The sequence below is a fragment of the Pedococcus sp. P2_D9 genome, from assembly GCF_056404275.1.
Window position 1 is genome coordinate 338,262 of sequence record NZ_JBFUEI010000003.1, and the last position, 17,105, is coordinate 355,366.

The following is a 17,105-nucleotide window of genomic DNA, read 5'->3' on the forward strand; positions in this document are numbered from 1 at the left end:
CGCATCCTTTGGTCGGTTCCTTCGACCTTAACCCACGTCCCTACGAACGTGCTGGTCAGCGGCCTGCCCGGTGGACGTCAGCAGGATCATCAGCTGCCCCCAACAACGATTCGAGCAGGTCGCGCGTGTGCGGCTCGTCCAGCACCTCCCCTATCCACGCCACCGAGTCCGCGCGGTGCGGCGAGCGGGGGTTGGGTTGCAGCCAGTCGGTGGCAGCCATCTCGGTGATGTGTCCGAGCTGCGCGATCAGCATCGAGAAGTGGCCGCGTCGGCTCACCTTGGCCGGCCCGCCGGCCTCCCGGTAGGCGTTGACCAGCGCTCGCGTCCGACCGGGGTCGGAGCAGGCAAACTCGAAGAGCACGCACCCGAGCTCATGGCTCGGATCGGCCGGCCCGCTGTTCTCCCAGTCGATGACACACACGTCGCCGTCAGAAGTCGGCAGGACGTTGTCGGCCCAGAGGTCGCGGTGGCAGGTCGCGAACGTCTGCGGTGGCTCGATCCAGGACTCCAGGGCGACGAGCTCGTCACGCAGATCAGACAGTCGGCGAGCGAACGGCGCTCCTGCGTCCTGGAGCTGTTCGACGAGCCGGTGCCAGCGGTCGGCCCCCACCGGCTCGCGGTACCACGGGTCGATCCGGTCCGGGTTGGCGACCGAGAGGGTGGTGTCACCGAGTGAGACCTTGTGCATGGCGGCCACGACCTCGCCGACCCGCTCGGGATCGAGGTGGGTGTCGGGTGCACCCAGGTCGACCCACTCGTACACCCGTGCCTGACCCCCGCGAATGGTGGCGAACACTGTTCCGTCCGTGGTGCGGCGCACCTGCGGAGTCGGCACGCCTTCGGCATGGGCCGCTTCCTGGAACGTCGTCGCCAGACGCACGTCGTCCTCGGTGGACTGGCGGAAGGGCACCTTTACCGCCCAGCTGCCGTCGGCCGTCTCGAGCCGCCACACGACGCCCTGCTTGCCGCGCGCGACGGGGCCGTCGGAGAGTTTCGCTGCGCCACCCAGAGCGAAGCGTTGCGCCAGCGCCCGCGCATCCATCCGGCCATTCGAGCACGCCATCGACGAGGAGGCGACTGCTGGGGGAGGACCGGCCCGAGGGGTCCGCGGAGTGGTCAAGCGATGCCCGGCCGGGACGGGCGATACCGTGTCCCTGGTCGTGCGGGTATGCCGCGTGGCCGAGGAGGGCTCGCATAGTGGCCTAGTGCGGCGGTCTTGAAAACCGCTATGGGGTTACACCCATCGTGGGTTCGAATCCCACGCCCTCCGCGCGAACGATCCGGGGGGCCGTCAAGTCTCGCAGCGCGAGAGCCACGTGCTCCGCTGCCCGCAGGTGCGCCCGGTTCCGTCGACTTGGGTGGCCTGACTAGCCACAAAAGTGCAGGTCAGCCGGTGTATATGGCGTAGGAGCGGTGCGCGCTTGGGGTGATCTGTCCTGCCCCTGTCCGTCGCTAGGTTCGCGACCAACGGCCTTCGCAGTGGTGGCCGGGCACAGGAGGTGCGACATGTTCGCAGGGGCAGCTGGCAAGCACCGGGACCACTCTTCGTTCAGCCGGGCCCGACGGATCCTGCTCGGAATGGCCCTCGTCGCCGGCTTCACCCTCCAGGCCGCGCCCTCGGCATACGCCTCCCCACCGACCGCTCGGACGTCCACCATCACCACCCGCGAGGGGGTGGCGTCGTACGTGTTCCTGCACGCCGTGGACCCCGAGACCGACCCGCTCACCTACGCCGTCGTCAGCCCGCCGAGCCACGGGTCGGTGGACTCGTGCAGCCCGGGCTACTGCCTCTACACCCCGACCCCCGGCTTCGTCGGCGTCGACTCCTTCACCTGGACGGCGAGCGACGCCTCCTCGACCTCGAACGTCGCCACGGCCACCGTCACGGTGACCAAGAACGTCACGCCCTTGGCGCTGAACCGGAACCAGCCCGTGCGACAGAACACCCCGGCGTTCTTCTACCTCGACTGGAGCGACGTCGACTACACCACGTTGACCTTCGAGGTCCTGACCCAACCGACCCACGGCACCCTCAGCGGTTGCGAGAGCTCCTACTGCACCTACACGCCGGACGCCGGGTACGTCGGGTCAGACAGCTTCACGTGGCGGGTCAGTGACGACCTGGCCACCTCGGGCGTCGCCACCCAGACGCTGTCCGTCTTCGACAACGTCGCCCCGGTCGCCACCGACTCCAGCGACTCCGTGCGCGAGTCCAAGCAGGAGCAGGTCCTGGTCGACTACGCGCAGCAGCCGGGCGAGACCCTGACGTTCTCGGTGGTCGACAACCCCCAGCACGGCACCGTCAGCTGCAACACCTACTACGGCGTCTGCTTCTACGAAGGATTCCCCGGCTACACAGGACCCGACAGCTTCACCTGGCAGTCCAACGACGGTCTCCTCGACTCGGGGGTCGCGACCGTGAGCCTCACCGTTCGCCCGAATGCCGCCCCAGCGGCCCTGGACCGCACGGTCGTCGCGCAGGGCGTGACCAACTTCTACCTGAACTCCACGGACCCCGACCTCGACCAGCTCACCCTGGCTGTCGTGAGCACCCCGTCGCACGGAACTCTCGACTGCACCACCACCTTCTTCGACTACTCCTACTGCACCTACACCCCGACCGGCGGCTACTCGGGGCTCGACTCGTTCACCTGGCAGTCGAGCGACGACCTCGCCTCGTCGCGGGTCGCCACGACCACCCTTCGCGTGGGCAACGACGGCACCCCGGTCGCGGACAACTACGCGACGAACACCTACCAGGGCAATGCGCTCGCGCTGGGCTTCCCGTTCACGGACACCGACAGCGGGACCTTCGCGGTCACGATCCTCACCCAGCCGACCCACGGCACCCTGACAGACTGCGCCATCCCCCTGAACGGGTGCACCTACACCCCGGGTGCGGCCTACTCGGGTCCGGACAGCTTCACCTGGCGGGTCAGTGATGGCACGTCGAGCTCCAACCCGGCCACCATCTCGATCGACGTCCTGCCCAACGCCGTACCCGTCGCGAGCGACACCTCTGTCGAGATCCGCGAGCGCACGTCCGCGCCGCTCACGCTGCCCGGCTACGACCCCGAGAGCGCGACCAGCACCTTCGCCGTCCTCACGCCTCCGAGCCATGGCTCCCTGACGTCGTGCGCCACCGGGCAGTGCACCTACACCCCGACGGGCAGCTTCGTCGGGCTGGACTCGTTCACCTGGCGGCTGAGCGCGGGCGGCGGCACCTCGCGCACCGCCACCATGACGATCCACGTGAACCCCAACAACGCCCCGCGGGTCTTCGGCCAGTACGCCGAGATCAACGAGGACACCGCGACGTCGATCGGGCTGAGCTGGACCGACGACTTCTACTACGACACCCCCACCTTCACCGTCGTCAGCCAGCCGTCCCACGGCACCCTGACGGACTGCTCGACCGGGGGTGGCGGCTGCGTCTACACGCCTACGCTGGACTACCGCGGTCCGGACTCCTTCACCTGGAAGGTCAGCGACGGACTGGACGAGTCGGGTGTGGCGACCTACTCGCTGTTCGTGGTGCCGATCTCGACCCCGGTGGCGATCAACACCACCGCGACCGTCCGGCAGGACCGCACCACTGCTGTGCCGCTCAGTTGGTCCTCCCTCAGTGGCAACCCCACCTCCATCACGGTGCTGTCGGCGCCGGCCCACGGGTCCGTCAGCTGCGACGTGAGCTCCTCGTACTGCACCTACTCGCCGACCACCGGCTACACGGGTGCCGACTCCTTCACGTGGCGACTCAACGACGGTTTCGCCGACTCCAACACCGCGACTGTGGCGATCACCGTTGAGGCCAACCACACGCCCGTGGCCCAGGACCGCACGGCGACCACGCCGTCCAACACCGCGGTCGTCGTCACGCTTGCGGCGACCGACGCCGACGGTGACGCGATGACGTATGCGGTGCAGTCCGGTCCGAGTCACGGCTCGCTCAGCGGGTGCACGCTGGTCAGCTCGTCCTTCACCCAGTGCACCTACACCCCGGCGGCGGCCTTCGTCGGCGACGACTCGTTCACCTACAAGGCGAGCGACGACCTGGCGACCTCCGCGGCCGCCACCGTGACGATCACCGTCACCGGGCAGCCGCCGCTGGTGAACGCGGGCGCGGACAAGACCGGGACCGAGGGCTCGCCGATCTCCTTGACCGGCACCGCGAGCGACCCGGACGGCCAGGCCCTGACCTACCAGTGGTCCGCCACCCCAGGGCCCGGCGTCGACGCTGGGGCAGGCTGCTCGTTCAGCGCCTCGACGTCCCTGAACACCTCGGTGACGTGCACCGACAACGGCACCTTCACGGCGACGTTGACGGCCAGCGACGGCGGCTCGAGCACGAGCGACTCGGCCGTGCTGACCATCGCCAACGCCAACCCGAGTGTCTCGATCACGGCGCCGCTGGCCGGCGCCCAGGTCGACTTCGGCGTGGCCGTCCAGGTCACGGCACCCATCACCGACCCGGCCGCCAACGACACCTTCGGCTGCAACATCGCCTGGGGCGACGCCACCACCACGGCGGGCGCCATCGTCGCCGGGGCCTGCACGGGCAGCCACACCTACGCCACGGCCGGCGACAAGACCATCACCGTGTCCGTCAACGACGACGACGCGGGCACGGCCAGCGCCAGTGTGACGATCACCCAGAAGGCCCAGGTCAACCTGCCGCCGACGGCCAACGCCGGCGCGGACCGCACGGGCTCGGAGGGCGCACTGGTCTCCCTCACCGGCTCGGGCACCGACCCGGAGAGCGCACCGCTCACCTACGCCTGGTCGTATGTCGTGGGCGCAGGGGTCGATGCCGGCACGTCCTGCTCCATCACCTCACCGACCTCGGCCTCGACGACGGTCAGCTGCACCGACGACGGCACCTTCACCTTCACCCTGTCGGTGAGCGACGGCGTGAACCCGGCTGTCACGGACACGGCGACGGTGACCCTGGCCAACGCCAACCCCTCCGTCGCCCTCACCAGCCCGAACGTGGGCGCGTCCTACCAGGTCGGAGCGCCGGTCACGGCCCACGCCACCTTCGGGGACCAGGGGTCCCACGACACGCAGACCTGCTCCATCGACTGGGGTGACGGCACCACGACGCCCGGGACGGTCGTCGGCGGGACCTGCGACGGCACGCACAGCTACACCGCGACGGGCACCCCCACCATCACGGTGACCGTCACCGACGACGACGGCGGCAGTGGCTCTGCCTCGCGCGGCACCACCATCACGCCGCAGCCCAACCTGGCCCCGACGGCGGACGCCGGCGCAGATCGCACCGGCTCCGAGGGCACCTCGCTGACCCTGCTGGGCTCGGGCTCCGACCCGGAAGGGCTGACCCCGACCTACGCCTGGTCCTACCTCGCTGGCGCGGGTGTCGACCCCGGCACGAGCTGCTCGTTCGGCTCGGCGACGTCGGCCTCGTCCTCCTTCAGCTGCACCGACGACGGCAGCTTCACCGTCACGCTGAGCGTGAGCGACGGGGTGAACACCACGACCGACTCGGCGACGGTCTCGCTGGCCAATGCCGATCCCACCGTGGCGATCACGACGCCTGACGTGGGCACCAGTGCCCCCATCGGCACGTCCGTGCCGCTGCACGCGGTGCTCGGCGACGCCGGTTCGCACGACACCCACACCTGCTCGATCGCCTGGGGTGACGCGGTCACCACGACCGGGACCGTGACCGGCGGGGCCTGCGACAGCAGCCACACCTACGCGGTGGCAGGGGCGCGCACCATCACGGTCACCGTGACCGACGATGACGGCGGCATCGGCACGGCCACCCGCGACCTCACCGTGACGAACGCCGCTCCCACGGCGGACGCGGGCGCGGACCGCACCGGCTCCGAGGGGGCCCTGGTGTCCCTGACCGGTTCCGGGTCGGACCCCGAAGGCGTGTCCGTGACCTACACCTGGACGTATGCCGCGGGTGCCGGGGTCGATGCCGGCGCACAGTGCGGCTTCAGCGCGCCGTCCGCCGCCACGACCCAGTTCAGCTGCGACGACGACGGCACCTACGTCGTGACCCTCGCCGTCAGTGACGGCGTCAACACGACGAGCGACACGGCCTCCGTCGTGCTGGCGAACCGGGACCCGTCGGCCTCGATCACCGCACCGGCCGACGGCGCGGTCTTCACGACCGGCCAGGGCGTGTCCCTCACCGGCGCGGGTGCCGACCCCGGTTCGCACGACGTGCTGACCTGCTCCATCGCCTGGGGTGACGGGACGACCGGTGCCGGCGTGATGAGCGCTGGACAGTGCACCGGGACGCACCCCTACGCGACGTCCGGCGCCAAGACCATCACCCTCACCATCACCGACGACGACGGGGGCTCGGCGCTCGCGACCGTCGGCATCACGATCACCGACCAGCCGAACCAGCCGCCGACCGCCGACGCGGGCGCGGACCGGTCCGGCACCGAGGGCTCAGCCGTCACCCTCACGGGTTCCGGGTCCGACGCCGAGCAGGCGCCCCTCACCTACGCCTGGACCTATGCCGCTGGCGCAGGTGTGGACGCCGGCGCGACGTGCTCCTTCGGCTCCCCGACGGCCGCCAGCACGACGTTCACCTGCACGGACGACGGCAGCTACACCGCAACCCTGGCCGTGAGCGACGGAGCCAACCCGCCCGCGACGGACACCGCCACGGTCGCCATCGGCAACGCCAACCCGACCGTGCACGTCACCGCGCCGGCCGGCGGCGCGGCATACACCGTCGGTGACACCGTCTCGGTCTCGGCGACGACCGGTGACGCGGGCGCGAACGACACCCAGTCCTGCTCCATCGACTGGGGCGACAGCACCTCGACGGCCGGCACGCTCGCCGCCGGGACCTGCACCGGTCAGCACGCCTACGCGGCGGCCGGCCCGCGCACCATCACCGTGACCGTCACCGACGACGACGCGGGCAGCGGCAGCGACTCGGTCGCCGTCACGGTCAGCGCCGTGGTGACCCAGCCTCCGACGGCCGACGCCGGAGCAGACCGGACGGGCACCGAGGGTTCCGCGGTCAACCTCAGCGGTTCTGGGTCGCAGGCTGACGGCAACCCGCTGACCTACCACTGGTCCTTCGCGGCGGGCGCGGGCGTGGACAGCGGTGCGGACTGCACGTTCGGGTCTGCCGGCTCGGCCGCGACGACCTTCCGCTGCACCGACGACGGGACCTACACCGTCAGGCTGAGCGTGGATGACGGCGTGCACAGCCCCGTGACCGACTCGGCGACGGTGACCCTGGCGAACGCCGCGCCCACCACCTCGATCAGCGCCCCCACCGCGGGCTCTGAGTTCGCCATCGGCGCGACGGTCTCGGTCTCGGCCGCCGTGTCCGACGCGGGCGCCAACGACACCCACACGTGCTCCATCGCCTGGGGTGACGGCAGCACCGGCACCGGCACGGTGACCGCCGGCACCTGCTCCGCGTCCCACTCCTACAGCGGGTCGGGATCCCGAACCATCACCGTCACGGTGGTCGACGACGACGGCGACACCGGCAGCGACAGCGTGGGCATCGTCGTGGCTGCCGCCCCGGTGAACCAGCCGCCGACGGCCAACGCGGGCGACGACGCCACCTCCACCGAGGGCTCCCCGGCACACCTGTCCGGATCGGGATCCGACCCCGAAGGTGCGTCGCTGACCTACCTCTGGACGTCCGCCCCGGTCTCCGGGACCGACGCGGGTGCGACCTGCACGTTCAGCGCTGCACACTCGGCGGCGACCGATGTCACCTGCACCGACGACGGCACGTTCACCCTCACCCTCACCGTCGACGACGGGACCAACCCGCCAGTGTCCGACTCGGCTGCTCTCGTCGTCACCAATGCGGACCCCACGGTCCGGGTGACGAGTCCGGCGACGGGGGCCGAGTTCCCCACTGGTGCAACGGTTTCCGTCGCGGCGACCACGGGCGACGCGGGCAGCAACGACACGCGCGCCTGCTCGATCGCATGGGGTGACGGCACGACGTCGCCCGGCAGCCTGGCCGGCGGGGTGTGCACGGGCAGCCACGTCTACGCCACGGACGGCGCACGGACCATCACGGTGACGGCGACCGACGACGACTCGGGCACGGGCTTCGACACGGTCGCGATCGTGGTCTCGACGAGCAGCGTCAACCTGCCGCCGAAGGCCAACGCCGGCGCCGACAGGTCCGGCACCGAGGGCTCGAAGCTCACCCTCACGGGCTCGGGCAAGGACCCCGAGGCGGCCCCGCTGTCCTACCGCTGGACGTATGCCGCCGGCCCGAACGTCGACGCAGGCGCCACCTGCGCCCTGGGCACGCCCACTGCGGTGAGGACCACGTTCAGCTGCACCGACGACGGCACCTTCACCGTCACGCTCGCCGTCAGTGACGGGACCAACCCACCGGTCACCGACTCCGCGGTCGTGACGCTGGCGAACGCCACCCCGACCGTGCGGATCATCGCGCCGGACTCCGACTCGAGGTTGCGGGTGGGCCAGGCGGTCCAGGTCTCGGCCAGGGTCTCCGACCGCGGCAGCAACGACGTGCTGACCTGCTCGATCGGCTGGGGCGACGGCACCACCACGGCTGGGACCGTCAGCGGTGGCCGGTGCACCGGGAGCCACACCTACTCCACGGCCGCCGAGCGGAACCTGACCGTCAGGGCCACTGACGACGACGGAGCCACGGGCAAGGACTCGGTCTGCGTCACCGTGCGGCCGGTCAGGGCCAACCGGGCTCCCGTGGTCGACGCCGGCGGCGACCTGACGGCCGCGGCCGGGACCGTGGTCCGACTTCAGGCCAGGGTCAGTGACGCGGACGGTGACCCCCTGACCTACGCCTGGACCCTGCGGTCGGACGGCGCGATGGGGTGCACCTTCCGGGCTGCGACGACCGGCCCGACCACCAAGGTCGCGTGTTCGGCGGCGGGAACCGCCTGGGCCACCCTCACCGTGTCCGACGGCGTGAACGCGGCCGTCTCCGACACGGTGCAGCTGACCATCCGACCGGTGGCGTGCCCGGAGGACCAGGGTGGCACGGCTCTCGCGGCGACGGGACCGACCGCCGGAACGTCTGTGGTGGCCGGTCGTCGGTCACGTCGGGTGGCCGTCTGAGGGCGACACGCCCGAAACCGGCGAGGTAGGACCGGGGTACCCGATGCGAAATGCCTTGAAAAGTTGGAAAATTACCATCGCGACCTCATCATTACGAGTGCATTCATACGCGAATTGAACGATCCTGAGGAGTGGAACCGGCCGTTAGCGTGTGTGGTCGGGGGTATGAGGCGTCCGCCTTCGGGCGGCGGGCCGGAGGCCGGGCAACCCTGCAGCCCGGCCTTCGTGCCGTTCGCCGCCGGTTCCCGCAGCCCGGTCCCGGAAGGCGTCAGCGGGCCCGGGCCGGTCGCCCACCCGCGAGAGCCGCCTCGGCGAGGGCCTGCGCCAGGCCGTCGAGGCCGTCGGGGTCGTCTCCCGCGGCACCCACCGTCACCCGGAGGTGTCCACCGCCTTCCGGCGCACCGTCCGGAGGGCCAAGCCGGAACGGAGCACCCGGCGCGACACCGATCCCCTGGCTGGCCAACCGCACGACCGCGGCCGTCTCGTCGTGCACCGGCACCCAGATGTTGATGCCCTCGGTCCCCGGCACGGTGATGCCCCGCCCCGCGAGGGCGTCGACCACGTGCGCCCGCCGCGCGGCATACGTCACGGTCGCCCTGGCGACCTGGGCCCGGGCGGCGTCGTTGGTGAGCAGGCCCAGGAGCACCTGTTGGAGCAGCCGGCTGGACCATCCCTGACCGAGCTCGCGGCGGGCGGTGATCGCCCGGTGCGGGTCCGGGGGCGCGCTGAGCGCGGCGAGCCGCAGGTCGGGCCCGTGCGACTTCGAGAACGACCTGATGTATGCCGTGTGGCCGGGCCGCCACCGACCGATGCTCGCGAGGGTGGCTGAGGACAGGCCAGCAGCCGAATCATCCTCCACGACAAGGGTTTCGGAGCCCTCGAGGAGTTCGGCGATGGCTTGAGCGCGACTCGCGGTCATGGTGACGCCGATGGGGTTCTGGGCTCTGGGCTGCAGGAAGATGGCGGCGACCGGATCAGCCAGGGCGGACTCCAGTGCGGTGAGGTCAAGTCCCTCCGCGTCCACCGGCACCCCCACGAGCTGGACGCCCACGGACTCGAGGAGGTCGACGAGTGGTGGGAAGCCCGGGTCCTCGACCACGACGCGGTCGCCGAACCGCAGCGAGGTGCGCACGATGAGGTCCATCGCGTCCATGGCGCCGTCGACGACGGCGAGGTCTCCCGCGGCATACGGCCAGTCGGCGCGGAGCACGTCGGCGAGGGCGGGCAGGACCGGGTCGTCGAGATAGCTGCCTGTGGTCGGTGCGGAGGTCAGCTGGGCCAGGACGTGGCCCAGCGAGGGGAGAAGGCGGGGGTCCGGCACCCCGGTGGACAGGTCGAGGGCGAAGTCCGACTCGTGGCGCAGCGCCTGCCGGTAGCGGCCGCCCGTCGGCCCCCGCTGGTCGCGGACAGTGGTGCCACGCCGGCCGTCCGTGCTGACCGCCCCGGAGCGGGCAAGCAGCCCCCAGGCCGCGCTGACCGTCGTGGGGGACAGCGCGAGCTGCGCCGCGACGGTGCGGATGGGGGGCAGGCGGTCGCCCGCGACGAGGACGCCGTCGCGGATCGCCGCGGAGACCGCGTGGGCCAGCCCCTTCGCGGTGGGCTGGTCGAGGCGCTGCTCCAGGGCGGAGAGGGTGGCGGACATGTTTGTACCATAGCAATACTCATATTGTGTTACTAGTGGGTGGATCGTATGGTGTGGGCATGACGACGCGCATCTCCCACTGGATCGACGGCCGCCCCCGCGAGGGCACCTCCGGACGCTCTGCCCCCGTCCACAACCCCGCCACCGGTCAGGTGACGGGCGAGGTCGACCTGGCCTCGGTCGAGGAGCTCCAGGCCGCGGTGGCCAGCGCGACCGCGGCCGCCCGGGAGTGGAGGCACTCGTCGCTGTCGCAACGAGCGGGAGTGCTCTTCGCCTTCCGAGAGCTGCTGCACACCCGGTCTCCCGAGCTCGCCGCGATCATCACGGCAGAGCACGGCAAGGTGCTCTCCGACGCCGCCGGCGAGATCGCGCGGGGCCTCGAGAACGTCGAGTTCGCCACGGGCGTCCCCAACCTGCTCAAGGGTGGCTTCAGCGAGCAGGTCTCGACGGGCGTGGACGTCTACAACATCCGCCAGCCCCTCGGGGTCGTCGCAGGCATCACGCCGTTCAACTTCCCGGCGATGGTGCCGCTGTGGATGTGCGCCAACGCCATCGCCTGCGGCAACGCCTTCATCCTCAAGCCGAGCGAGAAGGACCCCTCCGCGGCGCTGTTCCTCGCGCAGCTGTGGAAGGAAGCGGGCCTGCCCGACGGCGTCTTCACCGTCGTGCACGGTGACAAGGTGGCCGTCGACGCGATCCTCGACCACCCGGACATCGCCGCGGTCAGCTTCGTGGGCTCGACGCCGATCGCGAAGTACATCTACGAGCGCGGCACGGCCAACGGCAAGCGCGTCCAGGCCCTCGGTGGCGCCAAGAACCACGCCCTCGTCCTCCCCGACGCCGACATCGACATGGCTGCCGACGCCGTGGTCTCCGCCGCCTACGGTGCGGCCGGCGAGCGCTGCATGGCCCTGTCGGTCGCGGTCGCCGTCGGTGAGGTGGCCCAGCCCCTCGTCGACGCCATCGCCGCCCGGCTGCCCAAGCTCAYGGTCGGCAACGGTGCAGACCCCGACACCGACATGGGTCCGCTGATCACCGCCGAGCACCGTGACAAGGTCGCGGGCTACGTCGACGCGGGTGAGGCCGCGGGCGCCGCGGTCGTCGTCGACGGCCGGACCGGTGAGCTGCCGAGCGAGGGCTTCTTCCTCGGCACCACACTGCTCGACCACGTGACCCCGGAGATGACCGTCTACACCGACGAGATCTTCGGACCGGTCCTGTCGGTCGTCCGGGTCGACACCTACGAGGCGGGCATCGCCCTGATCAACGCCAACCAGTACGCGAACGGCACCGCGATCTTCACCCGCGACGGTGGCGTGGCCCGCCAGTTCCAGTACGACGTCGAGGTGGGCATGGTGGGGATCAACGTCCCCATCCCCGTCCCCGTCGCCTACTACTCCTTCGGCGGCTGGAAGGACTCGCTCTTCGGTGACACCCACATGTACGGCCCCGAGGGCGTGAACTTCTACACCCGCGGCAAGGTGGTCACCCAGCGCTGGCCCGACCCGGCCACCTCGTCGGTCGACCTCGGCTTCCCCAGGACCCGCTGATGGCGCTCGACGACGTGACCGCTGCCTCCGAGGAGCAGGTGCGGCGCGACGACCGCGCCCACGTCTTCCACTCCTGGTCGGCGCAGGGCCTCATCGACCCGCTGCCGATCGCTGACGCGCTCGGTTCGTACTTCACCGACTACTCGGGCAAGCGCTACCTCGACTTCTCCAGCCAGCTGGTCAACGTCAACATCGGCTACCAGCACCCCAAGCTGGTCGCCGCGATCCAGGAGCAGGCTGCCCGGCTCACGACCATCAGCCCGGCCTTCGCCAACGACGCTCGTTCCGAGGCGGCGCGGCTCATCACCGAGCTGGCTCCCGGCGACCTCACCAAGGTGTTCTTCACCAACGGCGGCGCCGAGGCGACCGAGAACGCCCTGCGCATGGCGCGTCTGCACACGGGGCGCCACAAGGTGATGGCGGCCTACCGCAGCTACCACGGCGCGACCGCGGGAGCCATTGCCCTGACCGGTGACCCGCGCCGGTGGCCATCAGAGCCGGGTATGCCGGGCATCGTGCGCTACTGGGGTCCGTACCCCTACCGCTCGGCCTTCCACGCGGAGAACGAGCAGGAAGAGGGGGTCCGCGCGCTGCAGCACCTCCGCGACCTCATCATCGTCGAGGGACCCGCGACCATCGCCGCGATCATCCTCGAGACCGTGGTCGGCACCAACGGGATCCTCGTCCCGCCGCCGGGCTACCTCCAGGGCGTCCGCGACCTCTGTGACGAGTTCGGCATCGTCATGATCGCCGACGAGGTGATGGCCGGGTTCGCCCGGTGCGGCGAGTGGTTCGCGGTGGACCACTGGGGCGTGGCGCCCGACCTCATCACCTTTGCCAAGGGCGTCAACAGCGGCTACGTCCCCCTGGGCGGCGTGATCATCTCCGAGCGCATCGCGGCGACGTTCGACCAGCGGCCGTTCCCCGGCGGCCTGACCTACTCCGGCCACCCGCTCGCCTGCGCGTCGGCCGTCGCCTCGATCAACATCTTCAAGGAAGAGGGCATCGTCGAGCACGCCCGCGACCTCGGCGAGGACGTCATCGGGCCCGGCCTGCGCGAGCTGGCCGAGCGGCACCCCAGCATCGGGGAGGTGCGTGGGCTGGGAGTCTTCTGGGCGCTCGAGCTGGTGCGCGACCGGCATACCCGCGAGCCGTTGGTGCCGTTCAACGCCGGTGGCGCGGACGCCAAGCCGATGAACGACTTCGCCGCGGCCTGCAAGGAGCGCGGGCTCTGGCCGTTCATCCACTTCAACCGCACCCACGTCGTGCCGCCCTGCACCACCTCGGCCGACGAGGTGCGCGAGGGGCTGGCGATCCTCGACGAGGCGCTCACCGTCGCCGACGGGTTCTACACCGGCACCGACGCCTGACGCCGGTGGGCCATCCCGCGCTCGCCGACGCCGCGCCGGCCGTCTTCTGGCTGGACCAACCCGACCGACCTGCCGGTCGGCCGGGGCTGGAGGGCGTGCGGTCGGCCGACCTCGTGGTGGTCGGCGCGGGCTACTCCGGCCTCTGGACCGCGCTGCTCGCCAAGGAGGCCGACCCCTCGCGTGACGTCCTCGTGCTCGAGGCGGGTTCGGTCGGGTGGGCCGCGTCGGGACGCAACGGCGGGTTCTGCGCGGCGAGCCTGACCCACGGCGAACCCAACGGGATGGCGCGCTGGCCGCAGGAGTATGCCGCGTTGCGCCGCCTCGGGCGCGAGAACCTCGACGAGATCGAGGCGACGGTGCGGCGATACGGGATCGACTGTGACTTCAGGCGATCCGGCTCGCTGACCGTGGCGACCCAGCCGCACCAGGTGGACTGGCTGGCGGAGGAGCCGGGGGAGTTCCTCGACCGCGACGCGGTGCGGGCCCACCTGGCCTCGCCCACCTACCTGGCTGGTGTCTACGAGCCCGACGAGACGGCCATGGTCGACCCCGCTCGGCTGGCCTGGGGGCTCGCGCGAGCCGCCGAGTCGCTCGGCGTGCGCATCGCCGAGGGCGTGCGAGTGACTGGTTTGTCCACAGCAGGCTCGGGCGTCGAGGTCGCCACGGCCGATGGTGCCGTCATCCGTGCCGGCCGAGTTGCCTTGGGCACCAACGCCTTTCCCTCCCTCGTCCGTCGCACGAGGTTGCACACCGTCCCCGTCTACGACTACGCCCTGATGACCGAGCCGCTGACCGAGGCCCAGCTCGACTCCCTGGGCTGGGCCAGTCGTGCTGGCGTGGGCGACCTGGCCAACCAGTTCCACTACTACCGGCTGTCCGCGGACAACCGGATCCTGTGGGGCGGCTACGACGCCATCTACCACTACGGGCGACGGCTCGCGCCCAGCCTCGACCAGCGCCCTGCCACGTTCGACCGGCTGGCCGGCCACTTCTTCGACACGTTCCCCCAGCTCGAGGGCCTGCGGTTCAGCCACCAGTGGGGCGGCGCGATCGACACCTGCACGCGGTTCTGCGCCTTCTACGGCACCTCCCACCGTGGGCGGGTCGCCTATGCCGTCGGGTTCACCGGGCTGGGCGTGGGGGCCACTCGCTTCGGCGCGCGGGTCATGCTCGACCTGCTCGACGGCCGCGACACCGAACGCACCCGACTCCAGATGGTGCGCGAGAAGCCGCTGCCGTTCCCGCCGGAACCGTTGGCCTACACCGGGATCCAGCTGACCCGGTGGTCGCTGGCGCGGGCCGACCAGCGGGCTGGGCGCCGCAACCTCTGGCTCCAGGGCCTCGACCGGGCCGGGCTCGGCTTCGACAGCTAGAACTGTCGCGAGCTGGCGGGCCGGCCTGCCTGCTCGAGGTAGTCGCGCAGAGCAGCTACCGCCAGCTCGTCGCGGGACCGGCCGGTCCTGGCCGCGTGCTCGGACAGGGCCTCGGCCAGGTCTGGTGGCAGGACGACTCCCGCCGAGTCCCCGACTCGCTCACCTGAGGCACCGGACCCGAACTTCATGAGGGCGGCACCGACGACCGTGCCGAGGACGTCGAGGATCGCGATCACGCCGAGGGCCCGGTAGTAGCCGTCGCCTGAGGGGTTGTAGCCGAGCACCAGGACGCTCGTCATGACGGCCAGCAGCCCCGCGAGCACGATCGTGCCCAGCAGGAGGCGGCGTGCGCGGAGTTTCGCCTTGTCCCCCAGGGTGAGCAGCAGGCTTGCCTGGGCCAGGGTCGCCGCCACGACGGCCCCGACGCCGAACGTCCTGAGCACCGTCTCGTCCCCGCCGCTGTCGACGTTCCCCCAGATGAGGACGAGGCCGCTGACGAGGGGGACGAGGACTGTGACGCCGCCGGCGATGCCGACGGGCTGGGATCCACGCCCGGCCGTCGCGAGGTAGCAGAGCACCGCGATGCTGACGACCCCGACGAGCAATGTGGTCATCAGGACCTGCCCCTCGGTCTCGCCGAAGTCGCCGCCTCCGAGCAGGGCCGCGATGCCCATCAGGGCGGCGACGGAGAAGGAGCCGATCGTGATGCGGACGATCCACCGGCGGACCGGTGCGGTGCTGGGGGTGGTCATGGTCCATCCTGACCCGACTGGGGCGCAGGCGCCTGAGTACTTTGACCCAGGTCGCATGGTCCGCACGGATGGTTCCCGGCCGGCAACCACCGTTGGTTGGGGGGTGACAGGATGGCGCGGTGAGCCTCCCGGAGCCGCATCCCCTCGATCTGCCACGCACCCCGCCCCTGCGGCTGCGCGGTCGGACCTTCGACGCGTCCACCCCTGCGGTGATGGGAATCATCAACCGCACCAACGACTCCTTCTTCGCCGGCAACCGGCACGCCGACCTCGAGTCGGCGAAGCGGGCCCTCGAGGCCGCGGTCTCCGCGGGCGCCGACATCGTCGACGTCGGTGGTGTCCGCGCCGGGCAGGAGGGGGAGGTCGTCGGCCCCGAGGAGGAGATGGAGCGGGTCATCCCCTTCCTCGCGCACGCCCGCGCGACCTATCCCGACCTCGCCCTCAGCCTCGACACCTGGCGCTCTGAGGTGGCGGCGGAGGCCGGACGCCACGGCCTGGACCTGGTCAACGACACCTGGGCCGGCCACGACCCCGAGCTCGTCCACGTCGCCGCCCGCATCGACGCAGGAGTCGTCTGCTCCCACACCGGTGGTCTCCCGCCGCGCACCGATCCGGTCAAGGTGACCTACGGACCCGACCCCCTCGACGTCGTCCGCGACGTGCTGCGCACGCTGGCCGACGGTGCGCGCGCGGCTCGGCAGGCCGGCATACCCGAGGACCGCATCCTCATCGACCCGACGCTGGACTTCGGCAAGACCACTGTCCACTCGCTGGAGGTGCTGCGGCACACCGCCGACGTGGCGGCGCTCGGCTTCCCCATCCTGCAGGCGCTGTCGCGCAAGGACTTCGTGGGTGAGTCCCTCGGACTCGAGGCCGACGACCGGCTCGAGGGGACGCTCGCCTCGACGGCGATCGCGGCCTGGCTGGGTGCCACGGTGTTCCGCGCCCACGACGTGCGCGCCACCCGGCGGGTCGTCGACATGGTCGCCACCATCCGCGGGGACCGCCCTCCGGTCCGCGCCGTCCGCGGGCTGTAGCAACCACGGTCTCCGGTCCTCATCGAGAGGACTGTGGACGACGTCACAGGCAACGCGACGCTGAGCGAAGCGGACATTCTGATGCCAGCGACGGGCCGTGTTCAGCACCCCCGAACGCAGTCAGGGCCCATCACTGCTGTCACGTGCCCGTTTTGTGCATCAGCCGAACGGTCAGCAAGTCCCTAGGACTTTAGGATCTTTCGCCCAATCGGCCCCGTACCCGTTGGTAGCGGCCATACCGTCCGTGACCTGCGAGTTCTTCGCCAAGGGGTTTGTTCTGCGTTCTCAGGGGTGTGCGTGATG

The 17,105-nt window shown here is 70.9% G+C and carries 8 protein-coding genes and 1 tRNA gene; 6 read left to right on the forward strand and 3 right to left on the reverse strand.

All coding sequences use genetic code 11. From position 1 onward, the window contains the following. Positions 1-55: 55 nt before the first annotated feature. A complete protein-coding gene (locus AC1DXJ_RS06620; RefSeq protein ID WP_477636612.1) occupies positions 56-1,063 on the reverse strand; it encodes a phosphotransferase enzyme family protein in 1,008 nt (335 codons plus the stop codon). Between the two features lie 120 nt (positions 1,064-1,183). Here AC1DXJ_RS06620 and AC1DXJ_RS06625 point away from each other — a divergent pair. Both AC1DXJ_RS06625 and AC1DXJ_RS06630 read left to right on the forward strand, forming a co-directional pair. Continuing rightward, positions 1,184-1,270, forward strand: a tRNA-Ser gene (locus AC1DXJ_RS06625). A gap of 236 nt (positions 1,271-1,506) precedes the next feature. Beyond that, positions 1,507-9,078 (forward strand): Ig-like domain-containing protein, encoded by a 7,572-nt coding sequence (locus AC1DXJ_RS06630; RefSeq protein ID WP_477636613.1) that lies wholly within the window; start codon positions 1,507-1,509, stop codon positions 9,076-9,078. 268 nt (positions 9,079-9,346) lie between these two features. On the opposite strand, the gene AC1DXJ_RS06635 is transcribed toward AC1DXJ_RS06630, so the two are convergent. After that, a complete protein-coding gene (locus AC1DXJ_RS06635; protein ID WP_477636614.1) occupies positions 9,347-10,720 on the reverse strand; it encodes an aminotransferase-like domain-containing protein in 1,374 nt (457 codons plus the stop codon). Positions 10,721-10,779: 59 nt separating this feature from the next. On the opposite strand from AC1DXJ_RS06635, the gene AC1DXJ_RS06640 reads away from it, so the two are divergent. Genes AC1DXJ_RS06640 through AC1DXJ_RS06650 form a run of 3 tightly spaced genes read left to right on the forward strand, consistent with a single transcriptional unit; the run spans position 10,780 to position 15,013 of the window. Next, complete coding sequence (locus AC1DXJ_RS06640) at positions 10,780-12,270, forward strand: CoA-acylating methylmalonate-semialdehyde dehydrogenase (RefSeq protein ID WP_477636615.1); 1,491 nt, start codon at positions 10,780-10,782, stop codon at positions 12,268-12,270. Continuing rightward, on the forward strand, positions 12,270-13,640 hold the full coding sequence (locus AC1DXJ_RS06645) for an aminotransferase class III-fold pyridoxal phosphate-dependent enzyme (RefSeq protein WP_477636616.1): 1,371 nt from the start codon (positions 12,270-12,272) through the stop codon (positions 13,638-13,640). Before AC1DXJ_RS06640 ends, AC1DXJ_RS06645 begins: the two co-directional genes overlap by 1 nt. A gap of 5 nt (positions 13,641-13,645) precedes the next feature. Beyond that, positions 13,646-15,013, forward strand: coding sequence for an NAD(P)/FAD-dependent oxidoreductase (locus tag AC1DXJ_RS06650; RefSeq protein WP_477636617.1), 1,368 nt, complete (start codon positions 13,646-13,648; stop codon positions 15,011-15,013). Here AC1DXJ_RS06650 and AC1DXJ_RS06655 read toward each other — a convergent pair. Further along, positions 15,010-15,765 (reverse strand): ribbon-helix-helix domain-containing protein, encoded by a 756-nt coding sequence (locus AC1DXJ_RS06655; protein ID WP_477636618.1) that lies wholly within the window; start codon positions 15,763-15,765, stop codon positions 15,010-15,012. The genes AC1DXJ_RS06650 and AC1DXJ_RS06655 overlap by 4 nt on opposite strands. A gap of 119 nt (positions 15,766-15,884) precedes the next feature. On the opposite strand from AC1DXJ_RS06655, the gene folP reads away from it, so the two are divergent. Next, positions 15,885-16,802, forward strand: coding sequence for a dihydropteroate synthase (gene folP / locus AC1DXJ_RS06660; RefSeq protein WP_477636619.1), 918 nt, complete (start codon positions 15,885-15,887; stop codon positions 16,800-16,802). Positions 16,803-17,105: the final 303 nt, after the last annotated feature.

Excerpts from the sequence above, each read along its gene's own strand:
- AC1DXJ_RS06620 (WP_477636612.1), bottom strand. The coding sequence starts at position 1,063 with ATGGCGTGCTCGAATGGCCGGATGGATGCGCGGGCGCTGGCGCAACGC.
- AC1DXJ_RS06630 (WP_477636613.1), top strand. The coding sequence starts at position 1,507 with ATGTTCGCAGGGGCAGCTGGCAAGCACCGGGACCACTCTTCGTTCAGC.
- AC1DXJ_RS06635 (WP_477636614.1), bottom strand. The coding sequence starts at position 10,720 with ATGTCCGCCACCCTCTCCGCCCTGGAGCAGCGCCTCGACCAGCCCACC.
- AC1DXJ_RS06645 (WP_477636616.1), top strand. The coding sequence starts at position 12,270 with ATGGCGCTCGACGACGTGACCGCTGCCTCCGAGGAGCAGGTGCGGCGC.
- AC1DXJ_RS06655 (WP_477636618.1), bottom strand. The coding sequence starts at position 15,765 with ATGACCACCCCCAGCACCGCACCGGTCCGCCGGTGGATCGTCCGCATC.